Genomic DNA, 19617 nt, shown 5'->3' on the forward strand with positions numbered 1-19617 from the left:
TCGTCGAGGCGGGCCCCTCGACGACAAAGGTGACCAGTGGACGACATGCTTTCTCTTGTGGAACCGCTCATCCCGACACTGCGGCGTTATGCACGCGGCCTGCTGCGTGACGTTGAAGCGGCCGATGATACCGTCCAGGATTGCCTGGAGAAAGTTGTCGCCAACTGGCACCGTCGCCGTAACGATGATCCCCGAACATGGATGTTCGCCATTCTTCATAACCTTGCCATCAATAGGCTGCGGCAGAAGACACGACGCGGATACGCCATACCGATCGAGGATATGCCTGAAGCAACAAATGCAACTGCGGCCACACAGGAAGAGACCATCTACGGCAAGGAGGTTCTCCTGGCCATAGAGCGACTGCCGCCCGATCATCGAAGCGTTATCCTGTTGATCTCCGTTGAGGACTTGTCTTACGCAGAGGCAGCAAAGGTTCTTGGGATTCCGGCGGGAACCGTGATGTCCAGGCTTTCGAGAGCAAGAGAACAATTGCGGGCCATACTTGAGTCGCCACGCGCAAATGTCATAGCAGGGCAACCCCAGCTCAGGATTGTAAAGTGATGAAACGACCAATTACAGAAGAGGATATCCAGGGTTACGTCGACTGCGCGCTCCAGCCGGAGCGACACGACGAAGTCGAGGCCTACCTGGCCGCAAACCCGGATGAAGCTTCGCGAGCCGCCACCCTCAAGGCAGATGCCGCAACTCTGCGGGCCGCGCTGGATCCAGTCGCCCAGGAGCCCATTCCAATGCGTTTGAACCTGGCGCAGATCGCTGCGCGACGGCAGTCCGAAAAGCTGCCTGCCTGGAGAATGGCCGCCGCGGCCATGGTTCTCATCGTTGTCGGCGCAACCGGTGGCTGGGCGGTTCGCGGCTATTCGCTGCCGCCCTCGGAAGGCGTGGCAGCGCTCGCTCAGGAAGCGTCTGCGAGTTATACGACATTTGCCGGCAGCGCTGTCCAGCCCGTCGAATTCAAGGCAGACGATCTTTCCGGCTTAGCGGACATCGCTTCGAGAACGCTGGGCACCAAGACGGTGCTGCCGGATCTGTCCCGGTCAGGCTATCGTCTCATGGGCGGACGCATCGTTTCCACCGTTCACGGGCCTGGGTTCATGTTGATGTATAACGACGACAAGGGGGACCGGCTGGTAATGTTGGCCAGGCACATGATCGTTGATCAGAACCGACCGATGGTCGAGCATGCCGATGGAAAGGTCAGCGGCTGGACTTGGGCTAATGGCGGGATGGGTTTTAGTCTCATGGGTGCGACTGATGCGAAATCCCTGCATCCGATCGCAGATGATATTCGGGCGCAGCTATCGACCATGTAGCCATTGTCGCAGTCGCTCCGCTTAAGTTCGGGTAGCCGTAACCGACGAGTCATTTGCGCTTTATCCCCACGGTCGCCAATGTTCAGCTTGTTAGCTTGCCAGCTCTTGTAGGGAGTAGAACCGCCGGCGTGGCGGCAGATTTTTCTAAGCTCCTGGCAAGTCTGGGAGTGCGGCCCGCAATTCGCATCAGGGACCTCGAACAACTCTGGGCGCAAGGTCGGCGGCGCCGCTCGCCTCCAGCATGGACGAGGCAGCTGTGGGCGATGCGGCTTGGCTTACCACCGCCAGCGACGAACCAGGTCCTGCAGGCAAGGGGTCGGCCAGTCGAAAACGTTTTGAAGCATGATGGAACCGACTGGTCGGAACATTACCGCGGCGGATCACTTCCGTCTATCGGCTGGCCGGCGGGCTGCAGGCAACATTCGCGCCAGAACATCATCTCTGAGAACATAGTGATGAACGAGCGCAGCAAGCGCATGCAATGCGGCGAGGAGGATGATTGCCCAGGCCACGACCTGATGCACGTCGGTGATTGTGTGGCGCAGCGAGGGATCGACATTGATCAGCCGCGGTAGTGGAAACAGTCCGAAAAACGTGAAAATTCCCTCCCGCGCCCAAGTCGCGGCGAAGCCGAGCACAACCTGTGCAATGAGCAGCGCATAAAGTCCGAAATGCGCAAGCTTGGCGGCTATATCCATAAGTCCACTGGTCGGCGCAGGACGATCTCCCCGCGAGAAGAGACGCCAGAGACTGCGCAGAAGAATGGTCGGCAATAACAAGATGCCGAGAGAAATGTGCAAGGGTTGCATCTCGCTGCGGATCCAGGTGCCTTGCACAAGAAATCCGCGCAGTTCGATGCTCGCAAAAAGGCTGACGACCAGCAAAGCGGTCAGCCAGTGGAAGAATATCGTAATGATGTCATAGCCATCCTGAAAACGGGACGGCGCTACGGCAACGGGATGATCAGTCATGTCAACTTCTCGAAGTGAAACAAACGGAACACTCGGGGCGGACATCCACCCGCCCGGAGATGACTTACCCCTCCCATTTTGATGTGAAACCCATTGAGCACGGCAAGCTTGCGGCTACCTGAAAGGGCATCGCGTCCAATGACGACAAGATCGGAATTTCTGCAAAAATCCCTGTTAAGGTTTTGGCCGCGTGACGGGAAACAGGTGATTTCCGCCTGAGATCTTCCAGCCTAGCTGTTTGATCCCGGACTTTGATGGTGCAATCTTATCCATTGAATGGAGGGAAGCGCTATGGCCCAGATTCTTCACGGCAGCGCCACGACGACAGAGGCAATCGGTCGAGCGATACAAGATAGTCAAGAGAGCCTGAGATCGCTTGCCAAGCGCTATGGCATAAACCAGAAGACCGTAGCCAAATGGAAGAAGCGAACCGAAGTCGCCGATCTGCCGACCGGTCCAAGCGAACCGAAGTCCACGGTCCTGTCCGGTGACGAGGAGGCGATTATCATTGCTTTCCGCCGGCATACCCTTCTGCCGCTCGACGAATGTCTCTACAGCTGGCCAGTCGATCCGGAACGGCCCCCAAGCTCATCGTCATCGGGGCACCCGCCAATCATGAGGCGAGACGATACCCATTTTCAATCATGCTGCGACAGAAAGGTGGCGACGGTGGCGAGGCAAAGCTCCTTCTCCTCGACATGCGGCATATGGCTGGAATGTTCAAAGAGCACCCATCTGCAACCGGCGACGCGATCGACATAGGGTTTGACCACATCGGGCGTCGCCTCGTCGTATTTTCCGGAGATCAGCAGCGTCGGCGCCTCGATCAAGGGCAGACGATCCTCGATCGTCCAGTCCTTCATCGTGCCGATGACGTGGAATTCGGTCGGGCCGTTCATGTTGCGATAGACCGTATTGTCCTCGTCCATGATCGCGAAGGTGCGCGCCACTTCCGGCGGCCAGGGGACGACGCGGCAGACATGCCGGTCGTAGAAGACGCGGGAAGCGGCGATATATTCCGGATGAGTTATCGTGCCGGCCTCTTCATGTCTCAGAAGTGTGTCCTGCACATCCTGCGGCAGCTCGCGGCGCAGTCGGTTGGCTTCAGAAACCCAGGTGTGCATGTTCGCCGGCGAGTTGGCGATGACGAGCGCCTTCAGTCCCTTCGGCTGGCGCACAGCATGTTCGGCACCCAGCATGCCGCCCCAGGACTGGCCGAGGAAAGCATAGCGATCCTGGATACCGAGATGCTTCAGCAGCGCATCCAGCTCTTCAAGGAACAACGCCGGCGTCCAGAAATCGGGCCCTTTTTCCGGCAGGCGCGTCGAGTTGCCATTGCCGAGCTGGTCGTAATGGATGACGGCGCGACCGTCGATCTCGGTGATACCCTTAAAGGAATCGACATAATCATGCGTGCAGCCGGGGCCGCCATGGGCGACGACGAGAGGCAGCTTGCCGCTATCGAGCGATCCGGTGATGCGATACCAGGTCTGGTATTCGCGAAAGGGCAGGAAGGCTTCTTTCGATGCGACGGCGGCCACCGGTTTCTCCATCTTTTTGACAAGGACGGAAAAAGCATAACGCGGCCTCAAGGCCGGCGGCAGCTATCAGAAGTTATAGGATGGCTCGTTTTCCAGTAGCCGGTAATGCGTGGCCCGCACCACCGCCTGCGTGCGGTTCTTGGCGCCAAGTTTCTTGGCAGCGGCATTGAGGTGCATGACGACGGTCGGCACCGAGCGGTTGATGACGCGGGAAATCTCCTTGGCCGAAAGCCCTTCCGCCGAATGACGCAGGCACTCCCGCTCCCGCTCCGTCAGCCGCATCTTGCCGACGCTGCGCGCACTGGAATCGAACAGCGCATAGGCCGTCTCGTGGAAGACATGTGCGAGCAGGCCGAAATCGGCGATGTAGCGCAGCGCGTTGCGCTCGAAATCCTTGTTCGCGCCGAATCGGATGCCGGTTACCGTCGCATAGTCGCCGCGCGGCATGTGCACCGGCACGGTGACGCCGGTGGACATGTCGCGCTCATTGAGGTAGCGGGCGACCGGTTCGGTATTTTCTCCGAGATAGCGGTTAATCGCCGTATCGGCCTCGACATTGTAGTTCCAGAAGAATGGCGCCGAGGTGCGCAGCGCCACCTGCTGCACCGGATCGATGCGGAAATAGCCTCGGTCGAGCCAGTATTCGAGCATGTCATCGGAAATATTGCGCAGCTTCAGAAACGACGGAACCATGATCTCGCCGTCAAGATCGAAGGGCACCGGCGTATAGTCGTAGACCAGAGCTTCGAAACCGAGCTGTTGCATCGCCTCGAAAGCCTGGTCGATCCGTCCGTCCAGCGTATCATGCGCGGTAAACTTGCGTCTGATCGTTCCGATTTCGTCAAGCATGGAGAACTCCGGCTTACATCCAAACTCCGACCCTATCACTTCTTATAGCTGGTGTGGATCGCGGTTTACGGTAAAAATTTAATCATGCCCAAATGTTGAGCAAGAAGAATCTTTGCCGGAGTAAGCTGATGTGGCGCGAAATGTACCCGGATGAACGCATGGAGGTCGAAGTCGACGGGCACAAGGTGATTGCCTATAGCTTCGGCTCCGGCGCGGAGACCATCTTCTGCCTGAACGGTGGCCCCGGTCTTCCCTGCGACTATCTGCGCGAGGCGCATTCCTGCCTCGTCGATAAGGGTTACCGCGTCGTCGCCTTCGACCAGCTCGGAACCGGCGCCTCCGACCGCCCGGCGGACCCGGCGCTCTGGACCATCGGCCGCTATGTCGAGGAAACCGAAACCGTTCGCAAGGCGCTCGGCCTCGGCAAGGTTCATATGCTCGGTCACTCCTGGGGCGGCTGGCTCGCAATCGACTATGCGCTCACCTATCCGGAGAACCTCCGGACGCTGATCCTCGAGGACACCGTCGCCGACATGCCGCACCTGATCTGGGAACTGGAGCGGCTGCGTGCGGCGCTTGGCCCGGAAACGGTGGCGATGATGCAGAAGCACGAGGCGCAAGGCACCTACGATCATCCGGAATACATGGCCGCCGTGACGATCCTCAATTACCGCCATGTTTGCCGCCTGCAGGAATGGCCGGCACCCGTGCGCCGTTCGCTCGATGACTGGAATATGGGACCTTACACGACAATGCAGGGGCCTAACGAATTCCTCTATATCGGCAACCTCAAGGACTGGAACCGCATCCCGGATCTGCCGCGCATAACCGTGCCGACGCTGATCACCGTCGGCGAGCACGATGAACTGACGCCCGCCTGCGCGCTGCGCATGAAGCTCGCCATTCCGAACGCGGAGTTGAAGGTGTTTACGAGCGCAAGCCACATGCCCTTCTATGAAAACCCCGGCGACTATTATCCAGCGCTTCTCGATTTTCTGGCGAGGCACAGGCAGGCATGATGCAACAGGAAGCGTTCAACGACGGAAGAAGGCAAGGGAGCGAGCGTCACCATGCATCGCTATAGGTTCGTTCTCAGCCGCCCGCTGCAATTCCTGCCCGTCATTTTCGGTATCAGCCTTATCACCTTCGTCCTGGTGCGTCTCATTCCCGGCGATCCCGCCCGCAACATCCTCGGCACGCGCGCGACGCCGACGGCGCTGGCCAATATCCGCGCCCAATACGGCCTCGATCAGCCGATCTGGCTGCAATACTTCTATTTCCTGAAAAACCTCGCCAATGGCGAGATGGGCAAGTCCATCCTCTACAAGATCGACGTGCTGAAGCTGATTTCCACACGTATCGAGCCCACGGTGGCACTCGTCGTTGCCAGCGTCATCCTGTCGATCCTCATCGCCGTGCCGATGGCGGCGATTGCCGCCCGCAACAATGGCCGTGCGGCGGACCATGTCGTCCGCATCGTCTCCACCTTCGGCATCGGCTTTCCGCCCTTCTGGCTCGGCCTGATGCTGATCATCCTCTTCAGCGTCGATCTCGGCGTTCTTCCGGTCTCCGGCTACGGCGAGACGCTCGGCGACAAGCTTTTGCATCTTATCCTGCCGAGCCTCACCATCGCATTGTCGCTATCGACGGTGCTGACCCGCAGCCTGCGCGCGGCGATGATCGAATCCCTGAAATCAGACGTGGCGACGGCGGCGCGCGCGCGCGGCATGCCGGAGAGCATCGTTTTCTGGCGGCATGTGGTGCCGAATTCTCTGGTGCCGACCATCAATCTGCTGGCGGTCAATATCGGCTGGCTGATCGGCGGCACCGTCGTCGTCGAAAGCGTCTTTGCGCTCCCCGGCATCGGCCAGCTTCTGGTGCGCGCCATCTTCTCGCGCGATTACATGGTGGTCCAGGGTGTCGCCATGGTCTTTGCCTGCGCCACCGTGCTCGTCAACTTCCTCGCCGACATCGTCACCGTCGCCGCCGATCCGAGGGTGACCATATGAGCCTTCAGGCAACTATTCCTGCTTCCGTCGCCTGGCGCCATCTGCTCGGCAAGCGGCTAACCCTCGTCATTGGTGGCGGCATTCTCCTGTTCTTTCTGCTGGTGGCGCTCGGCGCTCCACTGATCGCACCCTACGACCCGATCCTGCAGAATGCCGATGTCCGCCTGCAGGCGCCGTCTTTGCTTCACCCCTTCGGCACCGACAATTTCGGCCGCGATATACTCTCGCGCGTCCTATGGGGCACGCGCATCGACCTGCAGATCGCCGTGATCGGCGTGGTCTTTCCCTTCCTCATCGGCACGACCATCGGCACCATAGCCGGCTTCTTCGGCGGCGTGATCGATGCAGTCTTCATGCGGGTCGTCGACATCATCCTCGCCTTCCCTTTCCTCGTGCTGATGCTGTCGATCATCGCCATTCTCGGGCCGGGGTTGAGCAGCTTCTATATCGCCATGGCGCTGGTCGGCTGGGTCTCCTATGCCCGCCTCATCCGCGCGCAGATGCTGGTGTTGAAGAACAGCGACTATGCTGTTGCCGCTGTCAGCCTCGGCTTCAGTCGCTTCCGCATCATGTTCCGCCACCTGTTGCCGAATGCCATCGCCGGCTCGATCGTCTTTTCGATGTCGGATGCTGTGCTCGTGCTGCTGAGCGGTGCCGCCGTCAGCTATCTCGGTCTCGGCGTACAGCCGCCGCTGGCCGAATGGGGCGTCATGGTCGCCGAAGGCCAGAGCTTCATCACCACGGCCTGGTGGATCACGCTGTTTCCCGGCCTCTCCATCGTCTGTCTCGCCTTTGGTTTCAGCATGCTGGGCGATGCGCTCGGCGAATTGCTGGGGGTGCACGAATGAGCGCCTCTGTCCTTTCCGTCCGTGATCTCACCGTCAAGGCGCATCTCGACAGCGGCGAGCGCACGCTGCTCGATGCCGTGTCGCTGGATCTCGCCAAGGGAGAAATCCTCGGCCTCGTCGGCGAAAGTGGCTCCGGCAAGAGCCTGCTCTGCCGCTCGCTGATTCGCCTCCTTCCCTCCTCACTTCTGAAGATCGAAGGCGGCAGTGTTCTGCTCGAGGGCCGCGACCTGACGACAATCAGTGATGCCGACATGCTGAAGGTGCGCGGCGCCGAGATCGGCATGATCTTCCAGAACCCGACCAGCCATCTCGATCCGGTCATGCGGATCGGCAACCAGATCGCCGAGGGTATTCGCTATCATCAGGGCCTCAATGCGCAGGAGGCACGCACTGCTGCCATCGAAATCCTCGGTCAGGTCGGCTTTCCCGATCCCATCAGGCAATATGAAAGCTATCCGCACGAATTCTCCGGCGGTATGCGCCAGCGCGCGATGATCGGCGTCGCCCTGTCCTGCAATCCAAAAATCCTGATCGCCGACGAGCCGACGACCGCGCTCGACGTCACCATCCAGGCGCAGATCCTCAAGCTCCTGATGGACATTCGCGACAAGCGCGGCCTTTCGATCATCCTCATCACCCACGACCTTGGCATCGTCGCCCAGACCTGCGACCGCATCGCCGTGATGCGCGGCGGCAAGCTGTTGGAACAAGGTCCGAAGCGGACGCTTCTGTCGCAACCGCGCCACCCCTACACGATCGACCTGATCAAGAGCCATCCGTCGATGCCGGACGAGACGGCATCCATCGCGGAAGCCATAAAAGCCGACACCCCGCTCAAGCCGCTTCTCGAAATCGACGACCTGCACGTCCGCTTCCACGTCGGCGGCGGCTTCCTCAAGGGCAGCGGCGCCAGAACGGTCAACGCCGTCTCGGGCGTCAGCCTGCGGATCATGCCCGGCGAGACCGTCGGGATTGTCGGCGAATCCGGCAGCGGCAAGAGCACGCTTGCCCGCGCCATCCTCGGCCTGACGCCACTCTCCTCCGGCCATATCACCTTCGGCGGCATCGACCTCGCCCAGCAGAGAACGGCGGGCCTCGCCAAGCTCCGGCGCGAGGCGGCTATGGTGTTTCAGGATCCCTATAACGCACTCAATCCACGACTGACGATCGGCGACATGCTCACCGAAGTGCTAAAAGTGCAGGGCAAGGTCGCGTCCGCCAATATCCCCGCCCGTGTCGGTGAACTGCTGGATCTCGTCGGGCTGGAGCGTGAATTCGCCAAGCGCAGGCCGCGCAGCATGAGCGGCGGGCAGTGCCAGCGCGCCGGCATTGCCCGCGCGCTGGCGGTCGATCCTCAGCTCATCATTGCCGACGAATGCGTTGCCGCCCTCGACGTCACCATCCAGGCGCAGATCATCGAGCTTTTCCGCGAGCTAACGCGCAAGATGAACCTGACCCTGCTCTTCATCGCCCACGACCTCGCCATCGTTCGCAATCTCTGCGAACGCACCGTCGTGATGTATCGCGGCGAGATCGTCGAGGAAGGCCCGTCCGAGGAGGTCTTCGCGCGACCGAAACACCCCTATACGGCCTCTCTCATCGCAGCCATTCCGGACATCGATCCGAACAAGCAACTCTTTGCCGACACCGATCTTCGCGGCGAAAACAACGTCGCTGAAATCCTGCCTTTCAAACGCATGCCATAACAACCAAGGGAACGATCTTATGACCAGCAGATGGAAATCAATCGGGCTCGCGGCTATCGTCGCCGGCCTCACCCTCACCGCAACCTCTGCCGAAGCAGCTGGCGTGCTGACCATCGGCCGCCGCGAGGATTCGACGACGTTCGATCCGATCAAGACAGCCCAGAACATCGACAACTGGGTGTTCTCGAACGTCTACGACGTGCTGATCCGCGTCGACAAGACCGGCACCAAGCTGGAGCCCGGCCTTGCCGAAAGCTGGACCACATCCGATGACGGCCTCACCTACGTCTTCAAGATCCGCGATGCGAAATTCTCCGACGGCTCGCCGCTGACGGCCGAGGATGCGGCCTTCAGTCTCCTGCGCATCCGTGACGATGCGGCCTCGCTCTGGAGCGACTCTTACAAGGTGATCGACACGGCCGTCGCGACCGACGCCCATACGCTGACCATCAAGCTCAAGCATCCCTCCGCGCCGTTCCTGTCGACGCTGGCGCTGCCGAATGCCTCCGTCATTTCCAAGAAGGGCATGGAGACGCTCGGCCCCGACGCCTACGCCGAAAAGCCGATCGGCTCCGGCGCTTTCTCCGTCTCGGAATGGCGGCGCGGCGACCGCATTATCCTCAAGAAGAACCCTTACTTCTGGCAGGCCGACCGGGTGAAGCTCGATGGCGTCGAATGGATCTCCGTGCCGGATGACAACACCCGCATGCTGAACGTCCAGGCCGGTCAGCTCGATACGGCGATCTTCGTTCCCTTCTCCCGCGTGGCGGAGCTGAAGAAGGATCCGAACCTCAATGTCGACATCGATGCCTCGACGCGCGAGGATCATCTACTGATCAACCACGCGCATGGTGAGCTCGGCAAGAAGGAAGTCCGCCAGGCCCTCGACCTCGCCATCGACAAGAAAGCGATCGTCGATGCCGTCACCTTCGGCCAGGGCACGGTCGCCAATTCCTACATTCCGAAGGGCGCGCTTTATCACTACGCCGACAACCTGCAGCGCCCCTACGATCCGGAAAAGGCCAAGAAGATGCTGGCCGAAGCCGGCGTTTCCAACCTGACGCTGACCTATCTTCTGCGTGCAGGCGACGAAGTCGACGAGCAGACGGCCGTGCTGGTGCAGCAGCAATTGCAGAAGGTCGGTATCACCGCCACCCTGCAGAAGGTCGATCCGAGCCAGGAATGGGACATGACGGTTGCCGGCGATTACGACATCTCGGTCAACTACTGGACGAACGACATCCTCGACCCGGACCAGAAGACCACCTTCGTCCTCGGCCACGATTCCAACAACAACTACTCGACCAACTATAAGAACGAGAAGGTGAAGGAACTGGTGGCTGCGGCTCGTCTGGAGCTCGATCCGAAGAAGCGCGAGCAGATGTATATCGACCTGCAGAAGATGGCGAAGGACGACGTCAACTGGATCGACCTTTACTACAGTCCCTACATCAACGTTTCTCGCAAGAATATCGAGAACTTCTACCAGAATCCGCTCGGCCGCTTCTTCCTGGAAGACACGGTCAAGAACTGATCCCATAGCTGCGATGATCTCCGCCACCCTCGGGTGGCGGCGTCTTATCAACTGGGCGAGAGTTAGGAACTCCACATGAGCGAGACTGCTTTTCTTGGCGTGTGGGAACTCGGGCGACTTTAGCGCGATGGCACGCTGTCGCCGGTCGAGGCGACGAGACAGGCAATCGAACGCATGGAACGCCTCGCGCCGAAACTGAATGCCGTCTCCTATTTCGTCGCTGCCGCCATGCAGGATGCCGAACGTCACGCGGTAGATTCTTCGCTCAGGTCACGACCTCGGGGCGTCGCACGGCATTCCGGTCGCCATCAGCGATCTCATCGAGGTCAAAGACACACCGACGGGCTTCGGTGTCCGGATCCGTCGGGATATGGGCAATGATCTCGCCGCTATCGGCATCCAGCACCAGACGCAGCTTTCGCCAGCCACGGCGGGATCTGGCACGATGCGTCTCCTCCAGCCCGGAAAGCCGGTAAGTCGGCGCGTACCTATGGCTTCGGCGCTGGCTGCTCGATGGTCTTCTGGCCGATGGTCGAATCCTGTTTAGTACCGGTCACGAACGGCTTGATGACGACAATGCTGAGGATCGACGCTACCATCAGTCCCAGAATGACAAGCAACAACGTACGCATGTTGGCCTCCGCATCCTATTGCGCCTTACGGATACAGAGATTGCTATCGAGGCCAGTGATACCGTTCAGCTGTCGGGAATGAGTTTCGGCCCGACCTTTGGACTCTGTGTTTTCGACCGATCCCTCGATGAGGACATGGCCTCGGCTGACGGAAACGAAGATACCGCCGGCATCCAGCAACGGGTCCTCGTTCAATCTCTTATGGATTTCCTGACGTATCTCGGCATCCGGTCGCCGCTGCGAAATGCCGTGTTCCTCGTGCGGGTCTTGCATGACGCCCTCCTCGCTTGCAGCCTTCATCATCGGCTTATCGGCTTGCGATAACGCTGTGCAGCAGGAATCCGGCGAGGCCGCCGATCGCAAATAACGCTGCACCTCGCGTCGCATAGCGTTTACGCGGCTGCGAGGCTAACGCGGCCTCCGCAATCCGGCCCCGGGCCTTGTCCAGCGCTTGGCTACGCTGCCTGTCGCCAACCAACGTATCCGCCGAGCGGGCATCGTCGTTGCCAGGTTTCGCGTAGCCTGGAATTGGCTCCGGTGCGATCGACTCGATGTCTCCGGAGCTGCCGGCAGCCTGATCAAGCGCCTGTTGGGTGCGAACATCGCTGGAAGGCGAGGATGTGTCTTTAGTCCCGGCGTTCTTGAATTTGACCATAGTATTCTCCTTTCGCTCCGAGAGGCAAACCAACGCCGATGAAGAATGTTCCGCAACGGACATCGGCCAATCACGCGGCCGTCGTCACCATCTCGAAGGAGAGGACCTTGTAGCGCTCCTCAACGGCGGTCAGCAGTTCCAGCGCGGCGCCGCCGACGCCAGAGTGTTTCCAGCGCACCTGATAGGTTACATGGACGGTGGCATCGGCCTTACCTTCCCTTTTAGCGATGAAGAGGAAAGTGTAGCCGAGCGGCTCGAATATCGCCTGGATCTTTGCGATCTCGGCGACGTCTGCGAGTTCGATCTCCATGCGCGCCTTGTGCTGATGCGGTATCAATTCATCGAACCATTTGAACGGCGACAGCACGATAAAGGCCGCGATGGCGCCAATTGATCCGACCACCAATTGTCCGCCCCCGATGCAAAGGCCGATCGCCGTCATGATCCACAGCGTAGCCGCGGTCGTGACGCCCGTGACGAGATCGCCGCGTTTGAGAATGGCGCCGCCGCCAATGAAGCCGACGCCCGTCAGCACGCCAAGCGGAAAGCGCAGGACGTCCATGGAGACGAACGATTGTGATGTCTTGCCGATCGTGGAAAGCAGCAGGTTGGCCTGGATCATGGCCAGGCACGCCGCCAACCCGACGAGGATCGTCGTCCGGAACCCGGCGGCATGTCCGCCGACCTCGCGGTTGACGCCAATCAGCGCGCCGGTGGCAATGACCAGCAGCAGACGCACGATGATATCAACCCATGAAGGGTTTAGGGGCATGAACTCGATCATCGTTGGCATAGCGGCCTCCGCCCACTCGTTTCACGGCAGATCTTAAATTCTGGAACAAAGCCGGAGAGATTTCGTTCCGCCCACTGGATGAGGGAGGCACTCCAATGGCTCGCCTCCCCGTATTTTCGGGAGAAAAGACATGACCATAACGGCAAAAGATGTCGTCTCGGTTCTTGGCCCGGTCGATGAAACCCTGATGGCTGATATCGCAGCGATAAGCGCAACGCCCAAAGAGCTCGCGGAGGCCTGGGCCTGGGTCAACAGCGACGAGGCTCTGATCAGTGAGGGCAGGACCTTGCCGAGTGGCAAGGTGGCCGAATTGGTGGAACTACTCTGCGCTGGCGAAGAGGATGAATTCGAGAGGTGATCTCGCAATCCGGGACGACATCCGACAGCACGGAACAATGCCGATCCAATGCCGTTGAACCCTAACGTGGAAATGGAGCATGAAGCATGGCCCCGCGCGCGCAATGGAAGGGATTTCTCAAATTCGGCGAGGTGAGTTGCCCGGTGGCACTCTACACTGCCACCTCCACGTCCGATCGGATTTCCTTCCACACACTCAATCGCACAACGGGCAATCGCGTAAAGCGCGAATTCATCGATAGCGAAACCGGCAAGCCCGTGCCGCGCGAGGACCAGATCAAGGGCTATGAGATCAACAAGGATGACTATATCACGCTGGAGCCCGAAGAGATCACCGCCGCAGTGCCGGAGAGCGACAAGGTCCTGCGCGTTGAGGCCTTTCTCGCCTGCTCTGATATTGACGACGTCTATTTCGACCGCTCCTACTATCTTGCCCCCGCCACCCGCGCCAGCGAGGAAGCCTTTGCGCTGATCCGCGAAGGCATGCGCAAGAGACAGGTCGTGGCCATTGCGCAGGCGGTCCTGTTTCGTCGTATGCGCACCATGCTGATCCGCGCCCATGGCAAGGGACTGATCGCGACGACACTGAATTTCGATTATGAGGTCCGCGCCGCCGAAGAGGCCTTTGACGACGTGCCCGAGATGAAGATCAAAGGCGAGATGCTCGACCTTGCCGAACACATCATCAATACCAAGCACGGCACGTTCGTGCCCGGCGAATTCGATGATCGCTACGAAGCAGCGCTCATCGAATTGGTGAAGGCGAAAGTCGAAGGTAAGGCCATTGCGAAACGCAAGGCCCCGAAGGTCGCGAAGGTCACCGACCTTATGGAAGCACTGCGCCAGAGCGCCGGCATGGATGGCGATAAAGCAGGGCCGAAGCAGGCGGCGGACAAAACCGGCTCAGCGCGGCGCCGGACGACGAAATCGCGCACCGGTGCATCCTCGCCACCACGGCGCAAGGCGGGCTGACCATGGCGCTCGAAACCTATAACAGCAAACGCGACTTCTCGAAAACAGCCGAGCCGAAAGGCATGGCTGCGAGAAAACGCAAGGGTTCGGACAATAGCTTCGTCATTCAAAAACATGCCGCCCGCCGGCTGCATTATGATTTTCGCCTGGGGATGGATGGCGTTCTTAAAAGTTGGGCGGTCGCCAAAGGCCCCAGCCTGGTTGCCGGCAACAAACGGCTAGCCGTCCACACGGAGGACCACCCGCTGGAATACGGAGGTTTCGAAGGCACAATCCCGAAAGGCGAATATGGCGGCGGAACCGTCCTCGTTTGGGATATCGTCGCCTCATTCAAAGACCTACCGGTCGGGACGGCCCTGCGCAATCAACGGGGCATGACGGCCGGTGCCCCCTACTCGACCCGAGCCCGCCCAGGAGCGGCGGTTTCCATGCCACTATCATCGGAAGAACTAACGCCTCCCATAGGGCCGAACGATTTTACGGTGCTGAATGTGCCGACACGGCTGGCGGCTTTGCGCTCGGACCCGTGGGCGGACTTCAAGGCGGCGGCCGAACCGCTGTGCCGGTCACCGCGGAAGAGAAAGCGTGCGGCCTGAAACACTCGAACGACCGCGCCGCTATCGCTTTTTGGTTCTCGTTTCCTGCGAAATACTCTTCCTGAGCGCGTCCATGATATTGATGACGTTGCTGGGCGCAGCCTCTTCTTCCACCTTTACCTTGGCGGGACGCTTCCGGCCCTTTTTCTTGGAAGCGATGATATCGAACAGCTTTTGCCGGATCGGATCGGTCACCATGCTCGGGCTCCACGGCTTCTTCTGCTTGTCTATCAGCTTCTCCATAAGCGTCATCAGCGTGGGTTCCGTCGATTGCCTCTCGATATCACCGAAGTAATCCTGCTCATCTCGCACTTCATCGCCAAACCGTAACGTCCACAGAACGATCCCTCGTCCGCGCGGTTCGAGCATGACGGCACGCTCGCGGCGGTACATGACCAGTCGCGAGATGCCGACCATGCCAGTGGCGACCATGGCGTCACGGATCACGCAGTAAGCTTCTTCACCGACGGGATCATCCGGCGTCAGATAATGCGGCGTATCGAACCAGATCCACTCGATGCTGTCGCGCGGCACGAACATCTCAATGTCGATCGTGCGGGTGCTTTCCAGCGCCACCGCGTCGAGCTCCTCATCTTCAAGGATGACAAATTCGTTCTCGCCACGCTCGTATCCCTTGACCTCGTCATCCTCGTCCACGGCCTTGCCGGTCACGGAATCGACATAGCGGCTAACGATGCGGTTCCCGGTCTTCCTGTTGAGGGTATGGAATCGCACCTTCTCGTTTTCGGTCGTCGCCGGTGCCATCGCGACGGGACAGGTCACGAGTGATAGTTTCAAATAGCCCTTCCAGAACGAGCGTGGCGCCATGGATTTTCCTCCGTCGCGGAAGTGGAACGGACTTCGGCATGCTTAGTTCCCTGACGGCTGCAACGAGGCGGAGGATGTTTGTCGCGCACGGGAGGCTCGCAGTGGCCACTCGGAACATTTAAGACCCCGGAGTGTTGAGGAATGCACTCCTGTCCTCGGCAATAGAAGGATACGGCGATGCCATATTCCGAGCCAAGAAAATACCGGTCATTGATGGTCTCCATTGTGACGGCAGCAATTCTCGCATTCATCATAGTTGCTGGTGTGATCATCTCCCGAGATCGCTCTGGAGAGCGACCCGGAACAGCGTCTCCGCATGCACTCGACCAATCCCAATGAGATAAATGTGGGCAGCTGTATGGTTCCCATCCGAATCCTCGGAATGCGCCCGCGGAAGAGTTGGCGGTTAAGTCAAAATCGAAATCACACCTTTCCACTCCCCTGAACATAACTCGACGCGCGCCAACCGTTGTGATGTCGGATCGACATTTGGCAGTGGCGTTGCCACGATGATGACCCAATAAAATGATGTTCCGTTCAGGTCTGATTATGAGGACCCGCGGATGGAATGGATTAACAGCTACATCGATCGACCGTTGCTAGACGGCGCAGCTAGCGGCTTGCGAGCCTGGCATATTCGTTTCGGACAACATCCCGAGCGGCTGGAGCCGACATGGCATCTCGCTGTGCTCTCTCTTCTCTTGATCGCCGCCGCACATTTTCTTCACGACTCTGGGTTTGTCCTCTGCGCTTCAGCTCTCGCCATGCTCGCGCTCCCTTCGGTTTGGAAATTGGTTTCCTCGTTCAGAGTAGCCAATATCTACAGCCGACGAGAATATGCACTCCACAGGACGCGCGCCTTCACAAAACGGGAGGCAGAATGGTCCGTGAGAATGACCGTCCTGTTCGTGTCCGCAAGCCTCCCGTTTTTCGCAGGAACAGCCGACCCGACGGGGATGTTTTTCTTACTGGGGGCAAGTCTTTGGTTTGTTCTGACAGTTCCTGCAAAATTCTATCTTCAGGCAGCCGAACCACCCGAACCCGATGAGGACGATAGATTATTTCAACGCGCTGTTGGGTTCGGCTGATGTACAAGCAGATGCCATGGGACGCCTTCATTGCCGACCTCCATTGTTGCCTCGCTTGAGCAGATCAATGCCCGCAGCCAAGCGCGAAAGATCAAATGCAATAAGATTATGGATGTTTTGGAACCAATTTTGATGAATTCCGTTGTCTCCTCATACACCGAAAAGGAGATCACCATGCTTTATTATGCTCTGGTGTTTTTTGTTGTGGCGCTGATTGCGGGGGTTCTCGGATTCGGAGGAATCGCGGGCGCTTCTGCTTCGATCGCACAAGTTCTGTTCTTCATCTTCTTGGTTCTGCTGGTCATCTCGCTGGTTATGCGGGTCGTGCGGCGGCCGTAGGAACGGACAACGCCTGTGACGCAGCCCGGCTGAAAAGCCGGGCGGGCTTTGCGATTTCGGAAAATGCCGAGGAACTGAATTTCTCATCGGCATTGCCCGGCTTCGATGAGCGTCTTCAAGAGGCAATCACCACATCGCCCACAAGGAAATGAGGCCGCTAAGGGTCGGGGTATAGCGCGTCGCGCGAAATCCATGATCGGAAAACCATTCCTGGTTTTACGCTTGTTTGCCCCTGTGCTCGGCGGCCATTTCCCTGACGGCATCGCGCATCCGACATTGGAGGTGACGATCGTCGAAGCACCTGCCCACCTTTACCGTCGCCACCAACACGATCTTGGCATTGGGCTCATTGCCCCCTGAACGGCCCATGAGCGACGAACGCAGGTCGCTCGGAACAACCGGGAATAGCGGGCGTTAGGTCCGCAGAATGACATCCGAAGGAGGACCCCCAATGGCAACGGACACGAATTTCGAGACCTCGCGCGGCGAAGGCGGCGAGACGCATCAGCAGGTGCCGGCCAAGGGGCCGCATGGGGGCGTCGATCATTTGACGACAGACCAGGGCATCCCTGTCTCCGACAACCAGAACAGCTTGAAATCGGGCGTGCGCGGGCCGACCCTTCTTGAAGATTTCGTGCTGCGCGAAAAGATCTTTCATTTCGATCACGAACGCATCCCCGAGCGGATCGTGCATGCCCGCGGTTCGGGCGCGCATGGGTTTTTCGAACTCTATGAGCCGCTTCCCGACATCACCAAGGCCGATCTGTTCCAGCGCAAGGGCGAAAAGACCCCGGTCTTCGTCCGCTTCTCCACCGTTGCCGGCGGCGCAGGCTCCGTCGATACGCCGCGCGACGTGCGCGGCTTCGCGGTGAAATTCTACACCAAGCAAGGCAACTGGGATCTCGTCGGCAACAACATCCCCGTCTTTTTCATCCAGGATGCGATCAAGTTTCCGGATCTCGTCCATGCCGTCAAAATGGAGGCGGACAGGGCCTATCCGCAAGCCGGCAGTGCCCACGATACCTTCTGGGATTGGGCATCCCTGATGCCGGAAGCGACCCATATGCTGATGTGGGCGATGTCGGATCGCGCCATTCCTCGCTCGCTCCGTATGATGCAGGGCTTCGGCATCCACACTTTCCGCCTCGTCAACGAGGCCGGTAAATCAACCTTCGTGAAATTCCATTGGCGGCCGAAACTCGGCATGCAGTCGCTGGTGTGGGACGAAGCGTTGAAACTACAGGCAGCCGATAACGACTATCATCGCCGCGATCTTTTCGAGACGATCGCCGCCGGCCATTTTCCGGAATGGGAGCTCGGCCTGCAGCTCTTCGACGACAAATTCGCCGAAAGCCTTCCCTATGATGTCCTCGATTCCACCAAGCTCATTCCGGAGGAGATCCTGCCACTCAAGATCGTCGGACGGATGGTGCTTGACCGCAATCCGGACAATTTCTTTGCCGAGACCGAGCAGGTTGCCTTCTGTCCGGCCAATATCGTGCCGGGGGTCGATTTCACCAACGATCCGCTGCTGCAGGGGCGCCTGTTCAGCTATCTCGACACACAGAAATCACGGCTCGGCACTGCGAATTTCCATCAATTGCCGATCAACGCGCCGAAATGTCCGGTGATGAACTTCCAGCGCGACGGCCAGATGCAGATGAACGTACCCAAGGGCCGCGCCAATTACGAACCCAACAGCCTTGCCGCAAGCGGCGAGCCTGGCGGGCCGCGTGAATGTCCGGTCACCGGCTTTCGAACCTTCGCCCACCAGGCCGGGGAAGAAGAGCAAGGTGACAAATTGCGGGCACGCGGCGAACTCTTTGCCGATCACTACAGTCAGGCACGCCTGTTCTGGAAATCGCAAACGCCGTCGGAACAGGCTCACATCGCCTCCGCCTTCGTATTCGAGCTATCGAAGGTGCAGCTCGAGCAGGTGCCGCCACGCATGGTGGGCAACCTCATGAATGTCGACGCCGATCTGGCAAACCGCGTCGCCGCCGGTCTCGGTATCGTCCTGCCCAACAAGAATCCGCCCGCCCGTAAACCGATCGATCTCGATCCTTCGCCGTCCCTGTCCATACATCGCAACATGCTGGACACGATCGAAGGTCGGCAGATCGGCATCATGATCGCCGCGGGCAGCGACGCCAAGGCAATCTCTGATCTTATCGGCTCTCTGACCGCCGCCGGCGCCACACCCTTCATCGTCGCGCCGAAGGTGGGGGGAACGAAACTTTCAGATGGCAATACGATCCAGGCCGACGGGCAACTCCTCGGTTCGCCGTCACAGCTCTTCGACGCCGTGGCGGTCATCCTGTCGAAGGAGGGCGCGGCAATGCTCGTCAAGGAAGGGGCTGCCGTGCAATGGGTGATGGATGCCTTCGGCCATCTGAAGGCCATCGGTTATGATGAGCCGGCCAAGCCTCTGCTCGACAAAGCCGGCATTCAACCTGACGCAGGTGTGGTCGGTCTCTCCGCTTTTGTCGGTGCAGCCGGCAAGCGTTATTGGGATCGCGAGCCCCACATCCGTATGCTTGCGTAAGCTGCGCGCGATGCAGAGAA

21 protein-coding genes and 3 pseudogenes are annotated in these 19617 nt (G+C 59.4%); 15 read left to right on the forward strand and 9 right to left on the reverse strand.

Annotated features, from left to right (window positions below; translation table 11 throughout):
• The first annotated feature begins 36 nt into the window (after positions 1-36).
• Both FHT29_RS25725 and FHT29_RS25730 read left to right on the forward strand, forming a co-directional pair.
• A complete protein-coding gene (locus tag FHT29_RS25725) occupies positions 37-564 on the forward strand; it encodes an RNA polymerase sigma factor (protein ID WP_168600337.1) in 528 nt (175 codons plus the stop codon).
• Positions 564-1334 (forward strand): anti-sigma factor, encoded by a 771-nt coding sequence (locus FHT29_RS25730; RefSeq protein WP_210255529.1) that lies wholly within the window; start codon positions 564-566, stop codon positions 1332-1334. Before FHT29_RS25725 ends, FHT29_RS25730 begins: the two co-directional genes overlap by 1 nt.
• 380 nt (positions 1335-1714) lie before the next feature.
• Here the strand turns inward: FHT29_RS25730 and FHT29_RS25735 are convergent, their stop codons facing one another.
• On the reverse strand, positions 1715-2305 hold the full coding sequence (locus tag FHT29_RS25735) for a cytochrome b/b6 domain-containing protein (protein WP_168600339.1): 591 nt from the start codon (positions 2303-2305) through the stop codon (positions 1715-1717).
• Positions 2306-2596: 291 nt separating this feature from the next.
• Here FHT29_RS25735 and FHT29_RS25740 point away from each other — a divergent pair.
• Positions 2597-2863: pseudogene (locus FHT29_RS25740) on the forward strand (IS481 family transposase); the annotation flags it as partial.
• An 80-nt stretch (positions 2864-2943) separates the two neighbouring features.
• Here the strand turns inward: FHT29_RS25740 and FHT29_RS25745 are convergent.
• Together FHT29_RS25745 and FHT29_RS25750 are read right to left on the reverse strand one after the other, a co-directional pair.
• Entirely contained in the window at positions 2944-3858 is a 915-nt protein-coding gene (locus tag FHT29_RS25745; protein ID WP_037192007.1) for a proline iminopeptidase-family hydrolase, read from the reverse strand.
• A 54-nt stretch (positions 3859-3912) separates the two neighbouring features.
• Positions 3913-4695, reverse strand: coding sequence for a LuxR family transcriptional regulator (locus tag FHT29_RS25750; RefSeq protein WP_092574352.1), 783 nt, complete (start codon positions 4693-4695; stop codon positions 3913-3915).
• Between the two features lie 128 nt (positions 4696-4823).
• Between FHT29_RS25750 and FHT29_RS25755 the strand changes: the two genes are divergently transcribed.
• Genes FHT29_RS25755 through FHT29_RS25775 form a run of 5 tightly spaced genes read left to right on the forward strand, consistent with a single transcriptional unit; the run spans position 4824 to position 10792 of the window.
• Positions 4824-5714, forward strand: a complete 891-nt coding sequence (locus FHT29_RS25755) for a proline iminopeptidase-family hydrolase (protein ID WP_168600340.1) — start codon at positions 4824-4826, stop codon at positions 5712-5714.
• A gap of 51 nt (positions 5715-5765) precedes the next feature.
• Complete coding sequence (locus tag FHT29_RS25760; RefSeq protein ID WP_168600341.1) at positions 5766-6704, forward strand: ABC transporter permease; 939 nt, start codon at positions 5766-5768, stop codon at positions 6702-6704.
• The gene (locus FHT29_RS25765; RefSeq protein WP_047555552.1) at positions 6701-7552 is read left to right on the forward strand and encodes an ABC transporter permease; all 852 of its coding nucleotides are present in this window, start codon (positions 6701-6703) and stop codon (positions 7550-7552) included. Before FHT29_RS25760 ends, FHT29_RS25765 begins: the two co-directional genes overlap by 4 nt.
• Positions 7549-9258: an ABC transporter ATP-binding protein gene (locus FHT29_RS25770; RefSeq protein WP_168600342.1), complete on the forward strand. Its 1710-nt coding sequence runs from the start codon at positions 7549-7551 to the stop codon at positions 9256-9258. Before FHT29_RS25765 ends, FHT29_RS25770 begins: the two co-directional genes overlap by 4 nt.
• A 19-nt stretch (positions 9259-9277) precedes the next feature.
• Positions 9278-10792 (forward strand): ABC transporter substrate-binding protein, encoded by a 1515-nt coding sequence (locus FHT29_RS25775; RefSeq protein WP_168600343.1) that lies wholly within the window; start codon positions 9278-9280, stop codon positions 10790-10792.
• Between the two features lie 313 nt (positions 10793-11105).
• Here the strand turns inward: FHT29_RS25775 and FHT29_RS34675 are convergent.
• The 5 genes and pseudogenes from FHT29_RS34675 to FHT29_RS25795 all read right to left on the reverse strand — a co-directional run.
• Positions 11106-11255, reverse strand: a pseudogene (locus FHT29_RS34675) (IS5/IS1182 family transposase); the annotation flags it as partial.
• Positions 11256-11280: 25 nt separating this feature from the next.
• Positions 11281-11424 (reverse strand): hypothetical protein, encoded by a 144-nt coding sequence (locus tag FHT29_RS25780; RefSeq protein ID WP_168600344.1) that lies wholly within the window; start codon positions 11422-11424, stop codon positions 11281-11283.
• A gap of 15 nt (positions 11425-11439) precedes the next feature.
• Complete coding sequence (locus FHT29_RS25785) at positions 11440-11697, reverse strand: BON domain-containing protein (RefSeq protein WP_246703114.1); 258 nt, start codon at positions 11695-11697, stop codon at positions 11440-11442.
• A 34-nt stretch (positions 11698-11731) separates the two neighbouring features.
• Positions 11732-12079 carry a hypothetical protein gene (locus FHT29_RS25790; RefSeq protein WP_168600346.1) on the reverse strand — a complete coding sequence of 116 codons (348 nt, stop codon included), beginning with the start codon at positions 12077-12079 and terminating at the stop codon, positions 11732-11734.
• Between the two features lie 70 nt (positions 12080-12149).
• A complete protein-coding gene (locus FHT29_RS25795; protein ID WP_168600347.1) occupies positions 12150-12872 on the reverse strand; it encodes an MgtC/SapB family protein in 723 nt (240 codons plus the stop codon).
• A 130-nt stretch (positions 12873-13002) separates the two neighbouring features.
• Here FHT29_RS25795 and FHT29_RS25800 point away from each other — a divergent pair, with 130 nt between their 5' ends.
• The 4 genes and pseudogenes from FHT29_RS25800 (at position 13003) to FHT29_RS35095 (ending at position 14797) form a co-directional block, all read left to right on the forward strand.
• Positions 13003-13230, forward strand: a complete 228-nt coding sequence (locus FHT29_RS25800) for a hypothetical protein (RefSeq protein ID WP_112441876.1) — start codon at positions 13003-13005, stop codon at positions 13228-13230.
• Positions 13231-13316: 86 nt separating this feature from the next.
• Complete coding sequence (locus tag FHT29_RS25805; RefSeq protein WP_168600348.1) at positions 13317-14201, forward strand: Ku protein; 885 nt, start codon at positions 13317-13319, stop codon at positions 14199-14201.
• Between the two features lie 2 nt (positions 14202-14203).
• A pseudogene (locus FHT29_RS34680) lies at positions 14204-14518 on the forward strand (DNA polymerase ligase N-terminal domain-containing protein); the annotation flags it as partial.
• Between the two features lie 39 nt (positions 14519-14557).
• The gene (locus FHT29_RS35095; RefSeq protein WP_348644889.1) at positions 14558-14797 is read left to right on the forward strand and encodes a hypothetical protein; all 240 of its coding nucleotides are present in this window, start codon (positions 14558-14560) and stop codon (positions 14795-14797) included.
• A 21-nt stretch (positions 14798-14818) separates the two neighbouring features.
• On the opposite strand, the gene FHT29_RS25815 is transcribed toward FHT29_RS35095, so the two are convergent.
• Positions 14819-15625 carry a Ku protein gene (locus tag FHT29_RS25815; protein WP_168600350.1) on the reverse strand — a complete coding sequence of 269 codons (807 nt, stop codon included), beginning with the start codon at positions 15623-15625 and terminating at the stop codon, positions 14819-14821.
• A gap of 563 nt (positions 15626-16188) precedes the next feature.
• Here FHT29_RS25815 and FHT29_RS25820 point away from each other — a divergent pair.
• The 3 genes from FHT29_RS25820 to FHT29_RS25830 all read left to right on the forward strand — a co-directional run bounded on the left by FHT29_RS25820 (position 16189) and on the right by FHT29_RS25830 (position 19597).
• Complete coding sequence (locus FHT29_RS25820) at positions 16189-16713, forward strand: hypothetical protein (protein WP_168600351.1); 525 nt, start codon at positions 16189-16191, stop codon at positions 16711-16713.
• Positions 16714-16887: 174 nt separating this feature from the next.
• On the forward strand, positions 16888-17052 hold the full coding sequence (locus FHT29_RS25825; RefSeq protein WP_037192009.1) for a DUF1328 domain-containing protein: 165 nt from the start codon (positions 16888-16890) through the stop codon (positions 17050-17052).
• A 451-nt stretch (positions 17053-17503) separates the two neighbouring features.
• Complete coding sequence (locus tag FHT29_RS25830; RefSeq protein ID WP_037191372.1) at positions 17504-19597, forward strand: catalase; 2094 nt, start codon at positions 17504-17506, stop codon at positions 19595-19597.
• Positions 19598-19617 lie beyond the last annotated feature (20 nt).

The organism is Rhizobium sp. SG741 (assembly GCF_012275435.1).
Lineage (GTDB): Bacteria > Pseudomonadota > Alphaproteobacteria > Rhizobiales > Rhizobiaceae > Rhizobium > Rhizobium lusitanum.